Origin of the sequence: Bradyrhizobium sp. 132, assembly GCF_023074185.1 — a bacterium.
In the GTDB taxonomy this organism is placed as follows: Bacteria; Pseudomonadota; Alphaproteobacteria; order Rhizobiales; family Xanthobacteraceae; genus Bradyrhizobium.
On the sequence record NZ_JADPKY010000013.1, the window covers coordinates 1 to 20,568 of the forward strand.

A 20,568-nucleotide genomic window follows, 5' to 3' on the forward strand; every position below is an offset into this window, starting at 1 on the left:
GGCAAGCCGGGACCAAAAACCATGCGCTTGGGGCTCGAAGCCCTCCAGCGCATCAAATTTGGCGCCTCACTGCGAATGGCCGATGTGTGAATCCGATAGCGCTTGCGGGAGAGGGTTGGGGAGAGGGTGTTTCCGCGATCGAGAACCCCCAAGAGTGCGCGAGTGTGGACAGATGAGCAATGCTACGTCGCAAGAACTACCTCACTTCGCCGACGCAGAAAGCTTTCGCGCCTGGCGCGCCACTCCCTCGCAATGGCTGCCGATCGCGCTCGACATCGCGCACAGTCACGGTGTCGATGTCAGCGCGCCGCATGTGTTTGCGACCGGCACCAATCTCGTGGTCGGGCTCGGCGAGAAGCTGATCCTGAAAATCTTCCGGCCGCTGCTTCGCGCGCAATTCGTCTCCGAGCGCGGCTCTCTGACGCAGCTTGCCGGCCGCCTTCACTTGCCGATTCCCGAGATCGTCGCGGAAGGCGAGCGCGACGGCTGGCCTTATCTGATCATCACGCGCCTTGCCGGCACGCTCGGCTCGGAGGTCTGGCCGCAATTAGCCGAAGCGCAGAAGGAGCGCGTGCTGCGTCAGATCGGCGAGACCATTGCGTCCGTGCAGCGCGCGCCGCTCGGCCCGCTCGCGGAAATCCAGCCGCGCTGGGACGACTTCATGCGCGCCCAGATGCTGGGCTGCAAGGCGCGACACACGCGTCTGGGCCTTGCGCCGAAATTCCTCGCCGGCCTCGACGATCTCCTGCGCGACGCGCCAAAACTCATTCCGATGGACCCGCCGCCGGTGATCCTGATCGGCGAATACATTCCGGAGAACTTCTTGCTCGCCTGCTGCGACGATCAATGGTCGCTCGCCGGCCTGTTCGACTTCGGCGACGTGCTGGCGGGATGGCGCGATTACGATCTGCTCGGGCCCAGCGCGTTCATGGCAGCGGGCCGGCCGGGGAGGGTGCGCAACCTGCTCGAAGGCTTTGGTTATGCGAAGCCGGACTACGCGCTGAAGCGACGGCTGATGGCCCTGATGCTGCTGCACCGTGCCAGCGACCTCAACAGCCACATCTGCATCGAGGGCTGGCAGGATAAGGCGAACGATCTTGTCGAGTTGCAGGATCTGATCTGGCCGGGATGACGCCCACGAGTTGAGCGCGGAGTACGGCAGTCTATTTTATGTGCAAATACGCCTCTTTGTATGCAATGCCTTGGCATCTTGATCAGCGGCTGCCGGGCCGAAAAGCGATATTATCACGTACTAACAACATCTTATTGATTGACTAGCGTCTCGTTAAGCCTTGGCACGAACCTTGCGAATCCAGTTCCAACCAAAAACTTTTGAGTTGGAGCCGTTTCATGAAGCGCCGCGATTTCCTCAAGTCCGTTTCCGGATTGGCCGCTGGTGCGGCGCTTCCGGCCATGCCGTCGGTGATCTCGTCCGCCCAGGCCGATGCGCGGTCGGAGACGCTGCTGATCGTCTCGGAAGGTGGCCCCAACAATCTCGACATCCACGGCGTCGGCACCAACGTGCCCGGCTATGAAGTGTCCTGGAATTGCTACGACCGCCTGATCAGCCACGAGATGAAGACCGGCCCCAGCGGCGTGCCCTATTACGACCGCGACAAGTTTAGGGGTGAGCTCGCCGAAGATTTCAAGATCGACGACATGTCGGTCACCTTCACGCTGAAGAAGAACGCCAAATTCCACGATGGCGCGCCTGTGACCGCCAAGGACGTCAAATGGTCGCTTGACCGCGCCGTCAGCGTCGGCGGCTTCCCCACCTTCCAGATGAGCGCGGGCTCGCTGACCAAGCCTGAGCAGTTCGTCGTGATCGACGACTACACGGTACGCGTCGACTTCCTGAAGAAGGATCGTCTCACGATCCCCGATCTCGCCGTCATCGTGCCGTGCATCATCAATTCCGAACTGGTGAAGAAGAACGCCAGCGAAAAAGATTCCTGGGGTCTTGAGTACACAAAGCAGCAGACCGCGGGCTCGGGCGCCTACAAGGTGACGAAGTGGACTGCCGGCACCGAAGTCGTCATGGAGCGCAACGAGGATTGGATCGGCGGCCCCTTGCCGAAGATCAAGCGCGTGATCTGGCGCATGGTGCCGCAGGCCGGCAACCGCCGGGCGTTGCTCGAGCGCGGCGACGCCGACATCTCCTACGAGCTGCCGTTCAAGGACTTTCAGGAGATGAAGGCGAGCGGCAAGCTCAACGTGGTGTCGCTGCCGTTCTCCAACGGCATCCAGTATATCGGCATGAACGTCACCAAGCCGCCGTTCGACAATCCCAAGGTACGTCAGGCGGTCGCCTACGCGATTCCCTATCAGAAGATCATGGACGCGGTGATGTTCGGGCTCGCGAACCCGATGTTCGGCGCGCCGAAGGACAAGCCGACCGAAGTCGCCTGGCCGCAGCCGCACAAATACAACACCGACATGGACAAGGCGAAGGCGCTGATGGCCGAGGCGGGCTACGCCAACGGCTTCGAGACCACGATCTCGTTCGATTTGAACTTCGCCGGCGTCAACGAGCCGCTCTGCGTGCTGGTGCAGGAGAGCCTGGCCCAGATCGGCATCAAGACCACCATCAACAAGGTGCCCGGCGCCAACTGGCGCACCGAACTGAACAAGAAGGAGATGCCGCTCTTCACCAACGTGTTCTCGGGCTGGCTCGATTACCCCGAATACTTCTTCTACTGGTGCTATCACGGCAACAATTCCGTCTTCAACACCATGAGCTACAAGTCGGCGGAGATGGACAAGCTCATCGACGGCGCACGCAATGCGGCAGCTATCGGCGACATGGCGACCTACGACACCGACGTGAAGGGCTTTGTCGACCTCGCCTACAGCGACATCCCGCGCATCCCGCTGTACCAGCCCTTCGTCAACGTCGCGATGCAGAAGAACATCAGCGGCTACCAATACTGGTTTCACCGCCGTCTGGATTACCGCGCGATGGCGAAGGGGTGAGGCGCCATGCTGATCATGATCGGCAAGCGCCTGATGTTCGCGATCCCGTCGCTGATCGGGGTCGTCATCGTCACCTTCCTGCTGACGCGCGCGCTGCCCGGTGACCCTGCCGCGTATTTCGCCGGTCCCGCCGCGACCAAGGAAGCCGTCGAGCAGATCCGCAAAAAGCTCGGCCTCGACAAGCCGTTGATCGAGCAGTTCTTCCGCTACACCAACGACCTCGCCCATGGCGATTTCGGCAATTCGCTCACGACGGGCCAGCCGGTCGCGGCCGAGATCCGCAACCGCCTGCCGGCCTCCGCCGAGTTGACGCTGCTCGGCCTCGTCGTCTCGATCGTGATCGCCATCCCGCTCGGCGTGCTGGCGGCGACGCGGCCGGGCTCATGGGTCGATCATCTCTGTCGCGTCACGACGACGGCCGGCGTCTCGCTGCCGGTGTTCTTCACCGGCCTCGTGCTGGTCTATGTCTTCTATTTCCGGCTCGGCTGGTCGCCCGCGCCGCTCGGCCGGCTCGATGTGTTCTATAGCGCACCGCCGACGGTAACCGGCTTCTACCTGATCGACACCCTGATCGCGCGCGATTTCGAGGCGTTCCGTTCGGCGTGCAGCCAGCTCATCCTGCCGGCGACGACGCTTGCGATCTTCTCGCTGGCGCCGATCGCGCGCATGACGCGCGCCTCGATGCTGGCGGTGCTGTCGTCGGAGTTCGTGCGCACCGCGCGCGCCAGCGGCCTGTCGCCGGCGACCGTCATCGTCACCTACGCGTTTCGTAACGCGATGCTTCCCGTCATCACCACGCTCAGCATGGTGTTCTCGTTCCTGCTCGGCGCCAACGTGCTGGTCGAAAAAGTGTTCGCATGGCCCGGCATCGGCTCTTACGCGGTCGAGGCGCTGATCTCGTCGGACTTCGCGCCGGTGCAGGGTTTCGTGCTCACCATGGCGGTGATGTACGTGCTGCTCAATCTGGTGATCGATATTCTCTATGGCGTGATCGATCCACGCGTGCGGCTGGAGGGATAGCGCATGATCCGGAAAAGTGGAGGCCGGTTTTCCGACAAGATCATGCGCAAAACAAAAGAGACACAATGAGCTCCGTTGCGCCTGCTGTCGAACCCGTTGGTCCCGCGCGGACGTCAGGGCTCGTCGCGCTGCTCGACCAGACCCGCTACGTGCTTGGCGAGAACAAGGTCACGGGCTTCGCCTTCGCGCTGCTGATCGTGATCCTCATTGCTGCGATCTTCGGTCCCTATGTGGTGCCGTATGATCCGCTGGCGTCCGACACCGTCGCGTCGTTGAAGCCGCCCTCGGCTGCGCACTGGTTCGGCACCGACCAGCTCGGCCGCGACATCTTCAGCCGGGTCGTCGTGGCGACGCGGCTCGATGCGTTCATCGCGGTGGCCTCCGTCGTGCTGGTGTTTTTGATGGGCGGGCTCGCCGGCATCGCCGCCGGCTATTTCGGCGGCTGGACCGACCGTATCGTCGGCCGCATCGCCGACACCATCATGGCCTTTCCGCTGTTCGTGCTCGCCATGGGCATCGTCGCAGCGCTCGGCAACACCGTGCAGAACATCATTTTGGCGACCGCGATCGTGAACTTCCCGCTCTATGCCCGCGTCGCGCGCGCCGAAGCCAATGTGCGCCGCAATGCCGGCTTCGTGCAGGCCGCGCGTCTCTCCGGCAACGGCGAATTCCGCATTCTTCTCGTGCATATTCTGCCCAACATCATGCCGATCATGATCGTGCAGATGTCGCTGACCATGGGCTACGCCATCCTCAATGCCGCCGGCCTGTCCTTCATTGGCCTCGGCGTCCGTCCGCCGACGGCGGAATGGGGCATCATGGTCGCGGAAGGCGCGGGCTTCATGGTCTCCGGCGAATGGTGGATCGCGCTGTTCCCGGGCCTCGCGCTGATGATCGCCGTGTTTTGTTTCAACCTCCTCGGCGACGGCCTGCGCGACATCGTCGACCCGCAGCGGAGGACGTGATGGCTGGGTTACGCGCAAATTTCCGCTCAAAATTCTCCAATGAAATCAATCCCGTTCTACTGTGCATGGGGTTGTTTTCGACGGTTTTGTTTGGGAGGCACCCATGACCGCCCAGCCCCTGCTCGACGTCCAGGACCTCACGGTCGAATTCAACACCCGCCGCGGCATCGTCAAGGCGGTGCAGCACGTCAACATCTCCATCGCCAAGGGGGAGACGCTCGCCATCGTCGGCGAGTCCGGCTCCGGCAAATCGGTGACGTCGTATGCGGTGATGCGCATCCTCGACCGTGCGGGGCGGATCGCCGAGGGCTCGGTGATGTTCTCCGGGATCGACGTCAAGGCCGCGACCGAAGACCAGATGCGCGACCTGCGCGGCCGCGAAGTCTCGATGATCTTCCAGAACCCGCGCGCCGCGCTCAATCCGATCCGGAAAGTGGGCGATCAGATCGAGGACGTGCTGCGCACCCATGTGCAGCAGGCCATGGTCTCGGACCGCGGAGAAAAGGCGATCGAGGCGCTGGAGCAGGTCAAGATCGCCCGCCCGCGCGAGCGCTATCACGCCTATCCATTCGAGCTGTCCGGCGGGATGTGCCAGCGCGTCGTCATCGCGCTCGCGCTCGCCTGCAATCCACAGCTTTTGATCGCGGACGAACCGACGACTGGATTGGACGTCACCACGCAGAAGGCGGTGATGGACCTGATCGTCGAGCTGACCAAGCGCAAGGCGATGTCCACCATCCTGATCACCCACGATCTCGGCTTGGCCGCCGCCTATTGCGACCGCGTCGTGGTGATGGAGAAGGGCCGGGTGGTCGAGACCGCAAAGGCCGCCGACATCTTCGCCAACCCGCAGCACCCCTACACGAAGAAGCTGATGCGCGCGACGCCTCGGCTCGGCGTGAGCTTGCGGGATCTGTTGCCGGAGGAGGAGGGCTCAGCTGTTCTGGCCGCGCCTGACCCGGCCATCCACCAGGCGTGGCAAGACGAGGCCAGGAAGAGCGACCAGCCCCTCCTGCTCATCGACAAGCTGGTCAAGGAATATCCCCGCCAGGGCGCCACTGCCACGCTCGGCAAATTGTTCGGCCGCAAGCCGCCGGTCGAGCCCGATGTGTTCCGCGCCGTCGACGGCATCAGCTTTTCCATCGGTCATGGCGAGAGCGTCGGCCTGGTCGGCGAGTCCGGCTGCGGCAAATCGACCACGTCGATGATGGTGATGCGGCTCTTGGACCAGACCTCGGGCCTGATCCAGTTCGACGGCGAGGACATCGGCGGCATTGCGCCGGCGGGATTTGCCCGGCTGCCGCAACGCAGCCGTATCCAGATGGTGTTCCAGGATCCGACCGACAGCCTCAACCCGCGCTTTACCGCCGCACGCGCCATTATCGACCCCATCATGCAGCTCGGCGACATCAAGGGGCGCGATGCGCTGCGCACCCGCTGCGAGGAACTGGCCACCATGGTGGGCCTGCCGCACAATCTGCTGGATCGCTTCCCGCACCAATTGTCGGGCGGCCAGAAGGCTCGTGTCGGCATTGCCCGCGCCATCGCCCTGCACCCAAAACTCGTGATCCTGGACGAGCCGACCGCGGCGCTCGACGTCTCGGTGCAAGCCGTGGTCCTCAATCTGCTTCAGGACCTGAAGGTGCGGCTAGGTATGAGCTATTTGTTCGTCTCGCATGATTTGAATGTGGTGCGCTTGTTGTGCGATCGTGTCATTGTCATGCGGTCGGGTCGGATCGTCGAGGAAGGCTCTTCCGACAGAGTTTTGAGCGATCCGCAGGACGATTACACCAAGGAGCTGCTGACGGCGATCCCGCATCCGCCGTTGCCGGTGCACTGATTGTTTGGGAGCGTGATGGCCGAACCGCTGGACGATTACATCGACGCCGTATCGCAGGCGCTGGCATTGCCGGTCGAGGACGCTTGGCGACCGGCCATTCGCGCCAACCTCGAAGTCTCGTTGCGGCTCGGCCGCCTCGTCGACGAATTCGCGCTGCCGGACGAGACCGAGCCGGCGCCCGTGTTCACGGTCTGACGCCGCCATGACGACGAAGCGAGAGATGACGGCCTCCGATATCGCGAGCGCGGTTGCGGGCCGCAAAATGTCGGCGCTCGATGCGACCGAAGCAGCGCTTGCGCGCATCAAGCAGCACGACGCCATCCTCAATGCGTTCACCGACATCACCGCCGATCGCGCCCGCGCCAAAGCGCGCGCGATCGATGCCGATATCGCCGCCGGCAAGACCGTCGGCCCCCTCGCCGGCGTGCCGTTTGCGGTGAAGAACCTGTTCGACGTCGCAGGCCTCGCCACGCGCGCCGGCTCGAAGATCAACCGAGACCGCGTGCCCGCCATGCGCGATGCCACGCTGATCGAGCGCATGGAGGCGGCTGGTGCCGTCCTGGTCGGTGCGCTCAACATGGGCGAATACGCCTATGACTTCACCGGCGAGAATGTCCATCACGGTCCCTCGCGCAATCCGCATGACACCACGCGAATGAGCGGCGGCTCCTCCGGCGGCTCGGGCAGCGCCGTCGGCGGCGCGCTGGTGCCGATCGCGCTCGGCTCTGATACCAACGGTTCGATCCGCGTGCCGTCCTCCTTCTGCGGCATCTTTGGCCTGAAGCCGACCTATGGCCGGCTCTCGCGCGCGCGCTCGTTTCCGTTCGTCGCGAGCCTCGATCATCTCGGCCCGTTCGCGCGCTCGGCCACCGATCTCGCGCTCGCCTACGACGCGATGCAGGGCCCGGATGCCGACGATGCCGCCTGCACGACGCGCGGGATAGAGCCGACGCTGCCGCTGCTCGCCAATCCGGTTTCGGATCTGCGCATTGCGATCGCCGGCGGGTACTTCCAGCAGAATCTGTTTCCGGAAGCCGTCGAGGCTATCGGCCGCGTCGCCAAGGCGCTGGGCGCAACGCGCGTGGTGGACGTGCCCGAAGCCGCGCGCGCCCGTGCCGCGGCCTATGTCATCAGCACCACCGAAGGCGCTTCGCTGCATCTCGATCGCCTGCGCAAGCGGCCGAACGATTTCGATCCAGCCGTGCGCGACCGGTTGATCGCGGGCGCCATGGTGCCGGCGCCGCTGGTCGACCGCGCCCAGAAATTCCGTCGCTGGTATCGCGCGCAACTCGCCGAGGTCTTCAAGTCCGTCGACGTGTTGCTCGCCCCCGCGACGCCTTGCACCGCGCCAAAGCTCGGCCAGGTCAATTTCAACCTTGGCGGAGTTGAACTGCCGGTGCGCGCCAATATCGGTATCCACACCCAGCCGATCTCATTTATCGGCCTGCCCGTGGTCGCCGTACCGGTGCCGCTCGAGCCGCTGCCGATCGGCGTGCAGATCATCGCCGCGCCATGGCGCGAGGACATCGCGCTGCGCGTTGCCTACGCGTTGGAGAAGATGGGCGTCGTCGCCGCGCCCAGCCCAAAGGGATTTTGAGATGGAGATCGATCTCCCCGACGTGATCGCGGAAGTCAAAGCCGCGTTCGACCGCTACGAGCAGGCGCTGATCACCAACGACGTCGCCGTGCTCGGCGAGCTCTTCCGCAACGATCCCCGGACGCTGCGCTATGGCATCGGCGAGAACCTCTACGGCTATGAGGCGATCTCCGGCTTTCGAGCCGGGCGCTCGCCGGTCGGCCTCAACCGCCGCACTGCGAAAACCGTGATTACCAGCTATGGGCGCGACACCGCGGTCGCCTCCACCCTGTTCTATCGCGACACGATGCCGGGTAAGGTCGGCCGGCAGATGCAGACTTGGGTAAAGTTCCCGGAGGGTTGGCGCGTCGTCGCCGCCCATGTCAGCATCATCGACGAGTCGAAAGAGACCTGATCGTATGACGCTTGACGACCTTCCGCAGGGGACATTGCCGGCCGGGCCGGTGGTGCCGCGCGTCGATCGGGCGTCGCCTTCGGTGCAGAAGGTCACGCGCGCCGAGGAGCTGCGCCTGCAACTCGCCGACGAGATCGTGCGCGGAGCCCTTGCCCCCGGCGCGCCGCTTGACGAAACCGACATCGCGCGCCGCTTCAGCGTTTCGCGCACGCCGGTGCGGGAAGCACTGCGCCAGCTCGTGGCAAGCGGCCTCGTCGAAGCGCGTGCTCATCGCGGCGCGGTCGTGGCGCAGCCTTCATTCGAACGGCTGACAAGCATGTTCGAGGCGATGGCGGAGCTAGAGGCGCTCTGTGCAGGTCTTGCGGCCGAGCGCATGTCTGCCGTCGAGCGCCACGGCCTGGAGGCCATCCACGAAGAGCTGCGGGTCTTGAGCTACACCGGCAATCCCGATCGTTTCCACGAGGACAACGAGCGCTTCCACAACGCGATCTATGCAGGCTCGCAGAACGGCTACATCGCCGAGATCACGCTGGCGACCCGCGTCCGCGTTCAGCCGTTCCGCCGCGCCCAGTTCCGCAACCTCGGACGTCTCGCCAAATCGCAAGCCGAGCACGACCGCGTCGTCGTCGCCATCATGCGCGGCGACAAGCAGGGCGCCGCCGCCGCGATGCGCGCGCATATCGAGCTGGTGCGCGGGGAGTACGAGATCTACGCGGTGTCGGTGTGATCTCCTCATCCTGAGGAGCGGCCGAAGGCCGCGTCTCGAAGGATGAAAGGCCGAGATGCAGCCGCGTGGCCTTCATGGTTCGAGACGGCGCCTGCGCGCCTCCTCACCATGAGGAGATGCACCTATCCCGTCGCCTTCTCCGCCATATACTTTCGCCAACCGCCATAGTCCGTAATGTCGCGGGCGTCGCCCAGCACTTCCGGCTCGACGAGAAACCCCTTCACGGTGCGGCCGTCGGCCAGCCGCACTGTGCCGATCGCCATCGGCGCGGGGATCGCGTTGACGAACTTGCCGAAAGCGGACGACGACAGCGACCATATCTCCAGCTCGATCGACGCGCCCTTGCCGGCTTCGACGCGCCGCATGCCCGGCTTCGGCGGCGTGGTCTTCAATGCGTAGAGCTTGTAGTCAGCCGCGGTCCTGGTCGCCTCGATCAGCTGGCCGTTCAGCGCTTTCAGCTCGCCGTTCAGGGCCATGCCGGACAGATGCGCGCCAACGACGGCGATCGGAATTTCGTCGACGCTGGTCGCGGGAAGCGGCGCGAGCGGAGACTGCGCCACGCCCTTTGCGCCAAGCGTCAGCTCCGTAGCCGCATGAAACACGCGGCCGATGCTCGCGAGCAGCGCGTCATGTCCGGCCGGCGCAAGCAGCGTGATGCCGAATGGAATGCCGTCGTCCCGCATCGCTGCCGGCACCGCGAGACCGCAGAGGTCGAGCAGATTCACAAAATTGGTGTAGGTGCCGAGCCGGCTGTTGAGCTCGACCGGATTGGCCAGCACCTGAGCGGTCGTATAGGCCGTCGGTGCCGTCGGCAGCACCAGCGCGTCGATGTTCGTGAAGGTGCGCTCGGCGATCTTGCGCAGGCCCTGCAAGCGGTAGAGCGCGGAGAAGGTTTCCGCCGCCGTCAGCCGCGCGCCGGCCACGGTGATCTCGCGCGTCACCGGATGGATCGCATCCGGCGCGGACGCCAGCAGGTCGCGGATCACGAGATAGCGCTCGGCGACCCACGGTCCCTCGTAGAGCAGCCGCGCCGTCTCGTAGAACGGCTCGAGGTCGAACTCGACGAGCGCTGCGCCAAGCGCGGTCCAGCGCTTCAATGCATCGGCGTAAGCAGCTTCCGCCTTCTTGTCGCCGAAGAAGATCAGCTGTCCGCTGCGCGGCACGCCGAGACGCAGGATTGCCGGGAGCGGGGTGATCGCGCCCAGCGGCCGGTCGCGCGAGAACGGATCGGCCTGGTCGGGGCCAGTCATCACGGAGAGCGCCAACGCGGCGTCGTCCACGGTCAGAGCGAACACCGAGATGCAGTCGAGCGTCCGGCAGGCCGGCACCAGGCCCGCGGTCGAGATCATGCCGAGGCTCGGCTTCAGCCCGACGATGTTGTTGAGCATCGCCGGCACGCGCCCGCTGCCGGCGGTGTCAGTTCCCAGCGACAGCGGCACCAGCCCGGCGCCGACGGCGGTGGCCGAGCCCGAGCTCGATCCGCCGGGAATGAGATCATCGCGGATCGAATTGCGAGGAATGCCATGAGGGGAGCGTACGCCGACGAGGCCGGTCGCGAACTGGTCGAGATTGGTCTTGCCGATGATGATGGCGCCGGCGGCGCGCAGCCGTTGCACCGCGGTCGAATCATGCGTCGGCGTATACGAGAAGGCCGGGCAGGCCGCGGTGGTCGGAAATCCCAGCGCGTCGATATTGTCCTTCACCACGACCGGCACGCCATAGAGCTGCAGGCTGGCGGCATCCTTCGTGGCGAGCTTCCCGGCCTCCGTGATCGCGTCCTTTTCGTCGCGCAGGCTGATGAAAACGGCCGGATCGTTGTGATCGCGGATGCGCTGATAGGTGCGCGCGACCGTCTGCGCCGGCGTGAGCGTGCCCGCGCGATGCGCAGCCACAATCGCGGCGATCGTTTCAGGCTGCTCAGCCCCCATTCCAGCCCTCATGGCGACAAAACTCCGGCTATCTGTCTTCACCCGGATCGAAGCAAGCGATGTGCCATTGTGTACACAATCCGGGCAGGACGAGTGCTCCGGATATTATCGGGGGATCAGTGGCTTGGAGGATATTTCGAGGGTCGGGTGGCCGTCGTGCCAGCGCCCTGCCGGGGCATTTGCATAAATAGTGGGCAGTCTGGGTCAGGTGAAGTCAGCGAGGATCCGCAGCAGCTGTTCCCGGTTCTCCTTGCCGATCCTGTCCTCGACATGCCGCTCGTGCTCCGCGGCGAGGCGCTTGAATTTCGCCAGCGCCGTCTCGCCTTGCGCGGTGAGGTGCAGGGCATGGGAGCGCCGGTCGGTCTTCGATCTGACCCGCTTCACGAGCCTGCGCTGTTCGAGGCTGTCGAGCAGATGCACAAGCCGCGCGCGCTCGATGCCGAGGTGCTTGGCCACCGCCATCTGCGAAAGGCCGGGATTGGCGCCGATCACCGTCAGCACCGAATATTGCGTCGGCCGGATGTCGACATTGCCGAGCGTTTTGACGAAGTCCTGGAAAATCCAGATCTGGAAGCGCCGCACCGCATAACCGGCGTGGCCGACCAGTGCATCGAGGCCGATTTCGTCCGCGTCGTTCCGCGGCGTTGCGCCGTTGGCCCCACGCTTGCGTGGGAAAGTCTGGGCTGCGGTGGTTGTCACGTCGGGTCTCCTGCCGGGCCATTGTTGTAGCGCCTTCGCCGTGCCAGCGGAAGATTGTTGTTGACGACAACAATTGCCACGCCCAACATTATGGTCAACGCGGCCCGCGACGAGGCTGCGGCCGATCCCGGCTTCTGGGAGAGGAGGAAACCATGACAGCCGCCCCACGCGGTGATGCTTCGAGCCTGTTCGCGACGCCCAGAACCGTTGCCGAGCATCGCGCCGACGGCAGCATCGTGCTGCGCTCGCCCGACCCCTTGCGCAATGGCGCGCGCTGCATCGGCGACTGGCTGGAGCAATGGGCGCGGCAGAGGCCTGATGCGATTTTCCTCGCAGAGCGCAGCAGTGCCGAAGCGCCATGGACCACCGTTACCTATGCGCAGGCGCTGCGCCAGGTGCGTGCTGCGGCGTCCTGGATTTTGGCGCGGGGTCTCAGCCCAGAGCATCCGCTAGCGATCCTCTCCGACAATAGCATCGATCATGCGCTGCTGGCACTCGCGGCCCAGCATGTCGGCGTGCCCTCGGCGGCGATCTCGCCAGCCTATTCGCTGATGTCAAAGGACTTTGACAAGCTCAAGAGCATGATCACACTGCTTGAGCCCGCCGCGATCTATGTCTCAGCAGTGAAGCCGTTTGCGGCGGCGATGGCCGCGATCAAGCCGCTGCATCGTGCGCAGATCATCAGCGGCAATGCAGACGATATCGATGCGCTGGCCTTCGGCACCATCGCGGCAACGCCCGAGAGCCCCGAGGTCGCAACGGCCTTTGCCGCGGTGACGCCCGATACGATCGCAAAATTGCTGTTCACCTCGGGCTCGACCGGTACGCCGAAAGCCGTGATCAACACCCAGCGCATGCTGACTTCCAGCCAGCAGGCCAAGGCGCAGACCTGGACCTTTCTCGAGCAAGCTGGCAGCGATCTCGTCATTCTCGACTGGCTGCCTGGAGCCACACGTTCGGCGCCAACCACAATTTCAATCTCGTGCTGCGCAATGGCGGCTCGCTCTATATCGACGGCGGCAAGCCTGCGCCGGGCCTCTTTGCGACGTCACTCGCCAATTTGAAAAGCGTGATGCCGACGGTCTATTTCAACGTGCCGCGCGGCTTCGACATGCTGATCGCGGCGCTGCGCGGCGACGAGGCGCTGTGCCGCCGCTTCTTCGGCGAGGTGAAGTTCGCGTTCTACGCCGGTGCCGCGCTGCCTCAAAATCTATGGGACGCGCTCGAAGAACTCTCCGTCAAGACCGTTGGCCGCGCGCTGCCAATGGTCTCGGCGTGGGGCTCAACCGAGACGTCGCCGCTGGCGACCGACTGCCATTTCCTCGCGGAGCGCTCGGGCAATATCGGCGTGCCCATTCCCGGCACCGAATTGAAGCTCGTCACCTCCGGCGATAAGCTGGAGGTGCGCGTGCGCGGCCCCAACGTCACGCCGGGTTACTGGAAGGCGCCGGAGCTGACCAGGCAGGCGTTCGACGAAGAGGGTTTTTATCTCATCGGTGACGCCGTGAAGTTCGCCGACGCCGGGCGGCCCCAGCGCGGACTGTTTTTCGACGGCCGTGTTGCGGAGGACTTCAAGCTCAATTCCGGCACCTGGGTCAGTGTCGGCACGCTGCGCGTCGCCGGCATCGCCGCGTTGGCGCCACTCGCGCAGGACATCGTCGTCACCGGTCATGGCGGCGACGAGGTGCGCTTCCTGGTGTTTCCGAACATCGCCGCCTGCCGAGTTCACGCGGGTTTGCCCGAGACGGCAGGCGCGAACAACGTGCTCGCGCATGACAAGGTCAGAGCGGCGATCGCGCGGGGTCTCGCGAAACTGAGGCAGCAGGGGGCCAATTCCTCCGGCCACGCCACGCGCGCACTGCTGCTCGCCGAGCCGCCGTCGGTGGACGGCGGGGAGATTACGGACAAGGGCTACATCAATCAGCGCGCCGTGCTGACGCTGCGCGCCAAAGCGCTGGCGCGGTTGAACGACGATGCGCCGGGGGAGTGGATTGGTCCGTAGCGGTTGTTTGGGCCCGTGCCCCGGACGCAGCGCAGCACGCAGTGGTGCGCTGCAGAGCCGGGGCCTATCTCGCTTAGTGCGCGCGGTCGCATGGATCCCGGCGCTGCGCAGCAGCGTTTCACGCTGCAGCGCGTCCGGGACACGAGAGTTGGGCAAGCCCAATTACGCCAGCGATTCTGCCGCAATATCTTTGCCGATTCTTTTGTTGCCTAAGCAACTAACTTGTGCGAACCGTTCCAGACAAGGATGATGGCGGGAGGAACCGCCGCGTTCGATCTTGGAGGGAGCAATGCTCGGCAGAGAGGGTGCCGCGGGCGAGTGCCGGCGCATGCCTGGACGTGACAGGGGTCCGCGCCCGCTGCGCGGCGCGTCAGGTCTCGGTGCCGCCGGTGACCGCGCCGAGATTCTCGTGCAGGCGGCGCAACAGGTCGATCAGCACCTCGCGCTCGTCCTTGCCCAGACAAGACAACAGGCGCCGCTCGCGCTCGAATGCCGCGACGATCACCTTGTCATGGGTGGCGCGGCCCTTCGCGGTCAGCGAGATCGAATGGGTGCGCCCGTCGTTGGGGTCGGTGCGGATCGACACCAGCCCCCGCTTTTCTAGGCCCGCCAGCGTCCGGCTCACCGGGCCCTTGTCGAAACCAATGACGTGGCAGATGCGCGAGGCGGGAATGCCGGGCTCGATCGCCAGCAGCGACATGATCCGCCATTCCGTGACGTTGACGCCGAACTGCCGCTGATAGAACGCGGTGGCGCTGTTCGAGAGCTTGTTGGCGATGAAGGTGATGAACGCCGGGACGTAGCGATCGAGATCGAGCGTCGGCCCCGTCTCCGCGGGCGCAGGTTTTTGGCGGGCTCTGGTCGAAGACGGCGGCATATCGGGATTCTGTCTCGCGGCGTGTCCGGAGACCTAAAGGTAAGCGCGGCCCTTTCACAAGATCAAAATGAGGGAGGACTTCAATGAGTGCACCCGGCTCTGCCGTATCGGCCGTCCCGCATCTCGACGTCGATCCTTTCGACATGGATTTTTTCGCCGATCCTTATCCGACGCATGAATTGCTGCGAGAGACAGGTCCGGTCGTTTATCTCGACAAATGGAAACTCTACGGCGTAGCGCGCTATGCCGAGGTTCATGCCGTGCTGAACGACCCCGCGACGTTCTGCTCGAGCCGCGGTGTCGGTCTCTCCGATTTCAAGAAGGAGACGCCGTGGCGGCCGCCGAGCCTGATCCTCGAGGCCGATCCTCCCGAGCACACCCGCACCCGTGCCGTGCTCTCAAAGGTGCTGTCGCCGACGGTGATGAAGGGGCTTCGCGACCGCTTCGCCGCGGCAGCGGAAGCGCGTGTGGACGCGCTGCTGGAGAAACGCAGCTTCGATGCCATCGCGGACCTCGCCGAGGCCTATCCGCTGTCGATCTTCCCGGACGCGCTCGGGCTGAAGCCTGAGGGACGCGAGAATCTCATTCCCTATGCGAGCCTGGTGTTCAACGCCTTCGGCCCGCCGAACCAGTTGCGTAAGGAGGCGATCGCGCGCTCGGCGCCGCACCAGGCCTACGTCACCGAGCAGTGCCAGCGCGATAATCTCACGCCCGGCGGCATCGGCGCCTGCATCCACGCCCATGTCGACGAGGGTGCCATCACCGCCACCGAAGCGCCGCTGCTGGTGCGCTCGCTCTTGTCGGCCGGTCTCGACACCACCGTCAACGGCATCGGTGCAGCGGTCTACTGTCTCGCGCGCTTCCCTGAGCAGTGGCAGCGCCTGCGCAACGATTTCACGCTGGCGCGCAACGCTTTCGAGGAGGCCATTCGTTTTGAAAGCCCGGTGCAGACCTTCTTCCGCACAACAACGCGCGAGGTCGAACTGTCAGGCGCGACCATCGGTGAGGGCGAGAAGGTGTTGATGTTCCTGGCTGCCGCCAATCGCGATCCGCGGCGCTGGGACAAGCCCGACAGCTACGACATCACCCGCCGCACGTCCGGCCATGTTGGCTATGGCTCAGGTATTCACATGTGCGTCGGCCAGCTGGTCGCGCGGCTCGAAGGCGAGACAATGCTCGCCGCGCTGGCCCGCCGGATCGCAAAGATCGAGATCACCGGCGAGCCACAACGCCGCTTCAACAACACGCTGCGCGGGCTCGACAGTCTGCCTGTGACCATCACGCCGGCCTGACGCTGCTGGCATCGAAAACAATAAATACGACAGGGGAGGGAACAATGAAGAGCTTGAAGTGGACACTTGCGCTGGCTGCGAGCTTGATCGGCGGCGCGGCAAATGCCGAGATCTCGGACAATGTCGTGCGCGTCGGCGTGCTCAACGACATTTCCGGCATCTTCCAGGACACAAACGGCATGGGTTCGGTGGAGGCCGCGCGCATGGCTGCCGAGGATTTTAACGGCGGCGGCAAAGGCATCAAGGTCGAGATCGTCTATGCCGATCACCAGAACAAGGCCGATGTCGGCAACGCCATCGCGCGCAAATGGCTCGACGTCGAGGGTGTCGACGCCATCGTCGACGTGCCGAACTCGGCCGTCGGTCTCTCCATCAACACGCTGCTGCGCGACAGCCGCATGACGTTCCTGGCGTCGTCCACCGCGAGCTCCGATCTCACCGGCAAGGCCTGCTCGTCCAACACCATCCAATGGGTCAACGACGCCTGGGCCACAGGCAATACCACGGCGGCCGCGATGATGTCGCGCGGCGGCAAGGACTGGTATTTCCTTACGGTCGATTACGCGCTCGGCAAGGGCATCGAAGCGGAAGCCCAAAAATACATCGAGGCGCATGGCGGCAAGGTGTTGGGTTCCAGCAAGCATCCGCTCGGCACCTCCGACTTCGCGTCCTTCCTGTTGCAGGCGCAGGGCTCGAAGGCGCAGGTGATCGGGCTCGCCAATGCCGGCGGCGACACCATTAACGCGGTGAAGCAGGCCGCCGAGTTCGGGATACAGCAGGGCGGACAAAAGCTGGTCGCCTTCCTGCTCTTCATCAACGACGTCCATGGCATGGGCATCAAGGTCGCGCAGGGCCTTCAGCTCATGGAAGCCTTCTATTGGGACATGAACGACGACACCCGCGCCTTCGCCAAGCGGTTCGCCGCGCGGCCCGGCATGAACGGCAAGATGCCGAGCGGCAACCAGGCCGGCGTCTATGCGTCCACGCTCGCTTATCTCAACGCAGTCGCCGCGACCGGCAGCGACAATGCCAAGGACGCTGTGCCCGAGATGAAGAAGTTCAAGGGCAAGGACAAGCTGTTCGGCGACACCACGATCCGCCAGGACGGCCGCGTCGTGCATCCGATGTATCTGTTCGAGGTGAAGAAGCCGGAGGAGTCGAAATATCCGTACGACTATTACAAGCTGGTCTCGACCATTCCCGCGGAGCAGGCGTTTCGGCCGCTGGCGGAGGGCGGGTGTGAGTTGGTGAAGTAGGGTCTCGTGCCCGGACGCAGTGCGGCGCGTAGCGCTGCGCTGCAGAGCCGGGCCCCACAGGTCCGGGTCCCGGCTCTGCGTCGCGTCATTTCATGCCGCGCCGCGTCCGGGACACGAGAGGATGGTCCCTACACCACCTTGCTGCTTCCCTGCGTGATCAGCCGCGCGGCCCGCTGGTCGCGGGCGTAGATCCAGAGCCAGCTCAGCGCGACGCTGAGGCGGTGGCGCAAGCCGATCAGGAAGTAGATGTGGGCGATGCCCCAGATCCACCACGCGACGGTGCCGCGCAGTTTTACCTTGCCGAAGTCGATCACCGCGAGCCGTTTGCCGATCTGCGCAAGGCTGCCGGAGTGCTTGTAGCGGAACGGGCCTGTCGGCTCTCCGCGCAGCCGCGCCTTGATGCTGTCCGCGACGTGACGGCCCTGCTGCTTGGCGGCCGGCGCGATACCGGGCACAGGCTTGCCGTCCCAGGCGTTGATCACAACGGTGTCGCCGATCGCAAAGATTTCGGGATGACCGGGGATGGTGAGATCGGCCTCCACTTGCACGCGTCCGGCACGATCGGCCGGCGCGCCCAGCCACTCAGCCGCGGGCGAGGCGCGGACGCCGGCGGCCCAGATCTTGGTTTTGGCATCGAGCCGCGTGCCGCCGAAAACCACGCCGTCGCGGTCGATCTCGGTGACGGCCTTGCCAAGTACGACCTCGACGCCGATCTTTTCCAGTGAGGCCTGCGCATAGGCCGAGAGGTCGTCGGCAAAACCTGCCAGCACGCGCGGCCCCGCCTCGATCAGCACCACGCGCGCTTTCGTCGTGTCGATGTTGCGGAAATCGCCGGGCAAGGTGTGGTGCGCCATTTCGGCAATGGTGCCGGCAAGCTCGACCCCGGTGGGGCCGGCGCCGACGATGACGAAAGTCAGCCGCGCCGCGCGCTTTTCCGGATCGGTCTCGCGCTCGGCGCGCTCGAACGCCACCAGGATGTGACGGCGCAGCGTGGTGCCGTCCTCCAGTGTTTTGAGACCCGGCGCGAACTGCTCCCATTCGTCGTGGCCGAAATAGGCATGCCGCGCGCCTGTGGCGAGCACCAGCGTGTCGTAAGGCACCTCGCTGCCGTCGTCGATCAGCACGCAGCGCCTGTCGGCATCGACACCGCTGACGGTCGCAAACAGCGTCGTCACATCGCGCCGGTCGCGCATCAGGTGCCGGACCGGCCAGGCGATCTCGCTGGTGGCGAGCGAGGCGGTCGCGACCTGATAGAGCAGCGGCTGAAACAGGTGATGGTTGCGGCGGTCGATCAGCGCGATCTCGACCGGGCTGCCGGCCAGCCGGTGGGTCGTCTCCAGTCCGCCGAAGCCGGCTCCGACGATGACGACGCGATGCGGTGTCGTGGTCATGATGCGCCCTCGAATCTCGCTGCTCTGTTCTTTCATTTAAGTGCGAATTGGGCGTCGCGGTCCAATTGCGGTCATCAATCGCCGGATAGGCCAAGTGTATCGAGTGTACCGATATCCCGCGAAAAAGCGCCGCAGTCCTCGCCGAAGTGAGTAGAACTATATTTCTTGCCATTCACGATTAGGGCGAATTATGGTGCAGGGCAGGCGCTGAGCCATTGGCGGCTCGACAGATTTTGCGTTCAATAGAGATTGACCCGGGGCGGCGATCACCCGTTTGCGGGCTTCAATAATAAGGAGGGGAGAGGCTATGAGGACGGCATTCTGGCTGGCGGGCGCAGCGGCGCTGGTGCTGGCAAACCCGGCATCCGCCGGCGACACCATCAAAATCGGCTTCGTTTCGACCTTCAGCGGCCCCACCGCCGTGATCGGCAACGACATGCGCAACTCCTTCGAGCTCGCGCTGGATCACATTGGCCGCAAGATGGACGGCAAGCCGGTCGAGGTGATCTACGAGGACGACGGGCAGAAGCCCGATGTCGGCAAGCAGAAGACCGAGAAGCTGGTGCAGTCCGACAAGGTCGATTTCATCGTCGGCTACATCTGGTCGAACGTGCTGCTGGCCTCACTCAAGACCGCGGTGGATTCGCAGACCTTCCTGATCTCGGCCAATGCCGGCCCGTCGCAGCTCGCGGGCGATCTTTGTTCGCCCTACGTGTTCTCGACCTCCTGGCAGAACGACCAGACGCCGGCCGCCATGGGCCTTTACATGAACCAGAAGGGCGTCAAGAGCGTGTTTCTGATCGGCCCGAACTACGCCGCCGGCAAGGACATGCTCGCGGGCGTGAAGAGCACGTTCAAGGGCGAGGTCAAGGGCGAGGAATACACGGTGTGGCCGAGCCAGCTCGACTTCTCCGCCGAGCTCTCCAAGGCGCGCGCCTCGGGCGCCGAGTCGATCTTCGTGTTCTATCCCGGTGCGGCCGGCGTGCAGTTCCTCAACCAATATGCGCAGGCCGGGCTGAAGAGCACGATGCCGCTCTACACGGCTTTCACCGTCGACGAGCTGTCGCTGCCGCTGCAGAAGGAGAACGCGCTCGGCGTGCCCGGCGCGCAGGAATGGGTGAATGATTTGCCCAACGAGCAGAACAAGCGCTTTGTCGCCGACTACCGCAAGAAGTACACCGGCCTGCGCCCGACCTATTACGGCGCGCAAGCCTATGACGCCGCCCAGCTCATCAACAGCGCGGTGGTCGCGGTCAAGGGCGACACCAGCAAGAAGGACGCGATGAAGGCCGAGATGGAGAAGGCCAACTTCAAGTCGCTGCGCGGCCCCTTCAAGTACGGCAAGAACCACATCCCGGTGCAGAACTTCTATCTCCAGGACGTGGTCAAGGATGGCGACGGCCAGCTCTCGCTGAAGACGGTCGCGACCATCGTCGAGAACGACCAGGATCGCTTCCACGACAAATGCGCGATGAAGTGAGGTCTCTGCTTTCCCTCTCCCCGCTCGCGGCTATCGAATTCACACATATTGCGGAGGAATTTGATTGCTGATTCCGTGAGTTGAGTGATGATTCGCGGGAGCGAGCGATGTCTGGGATGGATTACGG

General features: G+C 64.5%; 16 protein-coding genes and 1 pseudogene. 13 read left to right on the top strand and 4 right to left on the bottom strand.

Annotated elements, in window-relative coordinates:
- Positions 1 to 172: 172 nt before the first annotated feature.
- The 9 genes from IVA74_RS01440 to IVA74_RS01480 all read left to right on the top strand — a co-directional run bounded on the left by IVA74_RS01440 (position 173) and on the right by IVA74_RS01480 (position 9,516).
- Positions 173 to 1,132: an aminoglycoside 3'-phosphotransferase/choline kinase family protein gene (locus IVA74_RS01440; protein ID WP_247339187.1), complete on the top strand. Its 960-nt coding sequence runs from the start codon at positions 173 to 175 to the stop codon at positions 1,130 to 1,132.
- Positions 1,133 to 1,350: 218 nt separating this feature from the next.
- Complete coding sequence (locus tag IVA74_RS01445; RefSeq protein WP_247339189.1) at positions 1,351 to 2,973, top strand: ABC transporter substrate-binding protein; 1,623 nt, start codon at positions 1,351 to 1,353, stop codon at positions 2,971 to 2,973.
- 6 nt (positions 2,974 to 2,979) lie between these two features.
- Entirely contained in the window at positions 2,980 to 3,993 is a 1,014-nt protein-coding gene (locus tag IVA74_RS01450; RefSeq protein ID WP_247339191.1) for an ABC transporter permease, read from the top strand.
- 65 nt (positions 3,994 to 4,058) lie between these two features.
- On the top strand, positions 4,059 to 4,958 hold the full coding sequence (locus tag IVA74_RS01455; protein WP_247339192.1) for an ABC transporter permease: 900 nt from the start codon (positions 4,059 to 4,061) through the stop codon (positions 4,956 to 4,958).
- Positions 4,959 to 5,061: 103 nt separating this feature from the next.
- Positions 5,062 to 6,798 (top strand): ABC transporter ATP-binding protein, encoded by a 1,737-nt coding sequence (locus IVA74_RS01460; protein WP_247339193.1) that lies wholly within the window; start codon positions 5,062 to 5,064, stop codon positions 6,796 to 6,798.
- A 15-nt stretch (positions 6,799 to 6,813) separates the two neighbouring features.
- Positions 6,814 to 6,993, top strand: a complete 180-nt coding sequence (locus tag IVA74_RS01465) for a DUF4089 domain-containing protein (RefSeq protein ID WP_247339199.1) — start codon at positions 6,814 to 6,816, stop codon at positions 6,991 to 6,993.
- Positions 6,994 to 7,000: 7 nt separating this feature from the next.
- A complete protein-coding gene (locus tag IVA74_RS01470; protein WP_247339200.1) occupies positions 7,001 to 8,395 on the top strand; it encodes an AtzE family amidohydrolase in 1,395 nt (464 codons plus the stop codon).
- 1 nt (position 8,396) lies between these two features.
- On the top strand, positions 8,397 to 8,789 hold the full coding sequence (gene hpxZ, locus IVA74_RS01475; protein WP_247339201.1) for an oxalurate catabolism protein HpxZ: 393 nt from the start codon (positions 8,397 to 8,399) through the stop codon (positions 8,787 to 8,789).
- A 4-nt stretch (positions 8,790 to 8,793) separates the two neighbouring features.
- Entirely contained in the window at positions 8,794 to 9,516 is a 723-nt protein-coding gene (locus IVA74_RS01480; RefSeq protein ID WP_247339206.1) for a GntR family transcriptional regulator, read from the top strand.
- A 122-nt stretch (positions 9,517 to 9,638) separates the two neighbouring features.
- On the opposite strand, the gene atzF is transcribed toward IVA74_RS01480, so the two are convergent.
- Both atzF and IVA74_RS01490 read right to left on the bottom strand, forming a co-directional pair.
- Complete coding sequence (gene atzF / locus IVA74_RS01485) at positions 9,639 to 11,444, bottom strand: allophanate hydrolase (protein ID WP_247339210.1); 1,806 nt, start codon at positions 11,442 to 11,444, stop codon at positions 9,639 to 9,641.
- Between the two features lie 204 nt (positions 11,445 to 11,648).
- The gene (locus IVA74_RS01490) at positions 11,649 to 12,143 is read right to left on the bottom strand and encodes a MarR family winged helix-turn-helix transcriptional regulator (RefSeq protein WP_247339212.1); all 495 of its coding nucleotides are present in this window, start codon (positions 12,141 to 12,143) and stop codon (positions 11,649 to 11,651) included.
- Positions 12,144 to 12,295: 152 nt separating this feature from the next.
- Between IVA74_RS01490 and IVA74_RS01495 the strand changes: the two are divergent.
- A pseudogene (locus IVA74_RS01495) lies at positions 12,296 to 14,145 on the top strand (feruloyl-CoA synthase).
- Between the two features lie 370 nt (positions 14,146 to 14,515).
- Here IVA74_RS01495 and IVA74_RS01500 read toward each other — a convergent pair.
- On the bottom strand, positions 14,516 to 15,022 hold the full coding sequence (locus IVA74_RS01500; RefSeq protein ID WP_247339213.1) for a MarR family winged helix-turn-helix transcriptional regulator: 507 nt from the start codon (positions 15,020 to 15,022) through the stop codon (positions 14,516 to 14,518).
- Between the two features lie 83 nt (positions 15,023 to 15,105).
- Here IVA74_RS01500 and IVA74_RS01505 point away from each other — a divergent pair, with 83 nt between their 5' ends.
- Both IVA74_RS01505 and IVA74_RS01510 read left to right on the top strand, forming a co-directional pair.
- Complete coding sequence (locus tag IVA74_RS01505) at positions 15,106 to 16,314, top strand: cytochrome P450 (RefSeq protein ID WP_247339214.1); 1,209 nt, start codon at positions 15,106 to 15,108, stop codon at positions 16,312 to 16,314.
- Between the two features lie 44 nt (positions 16,315 to 16,358).
- Positions 16,359 to 17,570 (top strand): ABC transporter substrate-binding protein, encoded by a 1,212-nt coding sequence (locus IVA74_RS01510; RefSeq protein ID WP_247339215.1) that lies wholly within the window; start codon positions 16,359 to 16,361, stop codon positions 17,568 to 17,570.
- 128 nt (positions 17,571 to 17,698) lie between these two features.
- Here the strand turns inward: IVA74_RS01510 and IVA74_RS01515 are convergent, their stop codons facing one another.
- A complete protein-coding gene (locus tag IVA74_RS01515; RefSeq protein WP_247339216.1) occupies positions 17,699 to 18,961 on the bottom strand; it encodes an NAD(P)/FAD-dependent oxidoreductase in 1,263 nt (420 codons plus the stop codon).
- Positions 18,962 to 19,268: 307 nt separating this feature from the next.
- Here IVA74_RS01515 and IVA74_RS01520 point away from each other — a divergent pair, with 307 nt between their 5' ends.
- Positions 19,269 to 20,441, top strand: coding sequence for an ABC transporter substrate-binding protein (locus IVA74_RS01520; protein ID WP_247339217.1), 1,173 nt, complete (start codon positions 19,269 to 19,271; stop codon positions 20,439 to 20,441).
- The last annotated feature ends 127 nt before the right edge of the window (positions 20,442 to 20,568 follow it).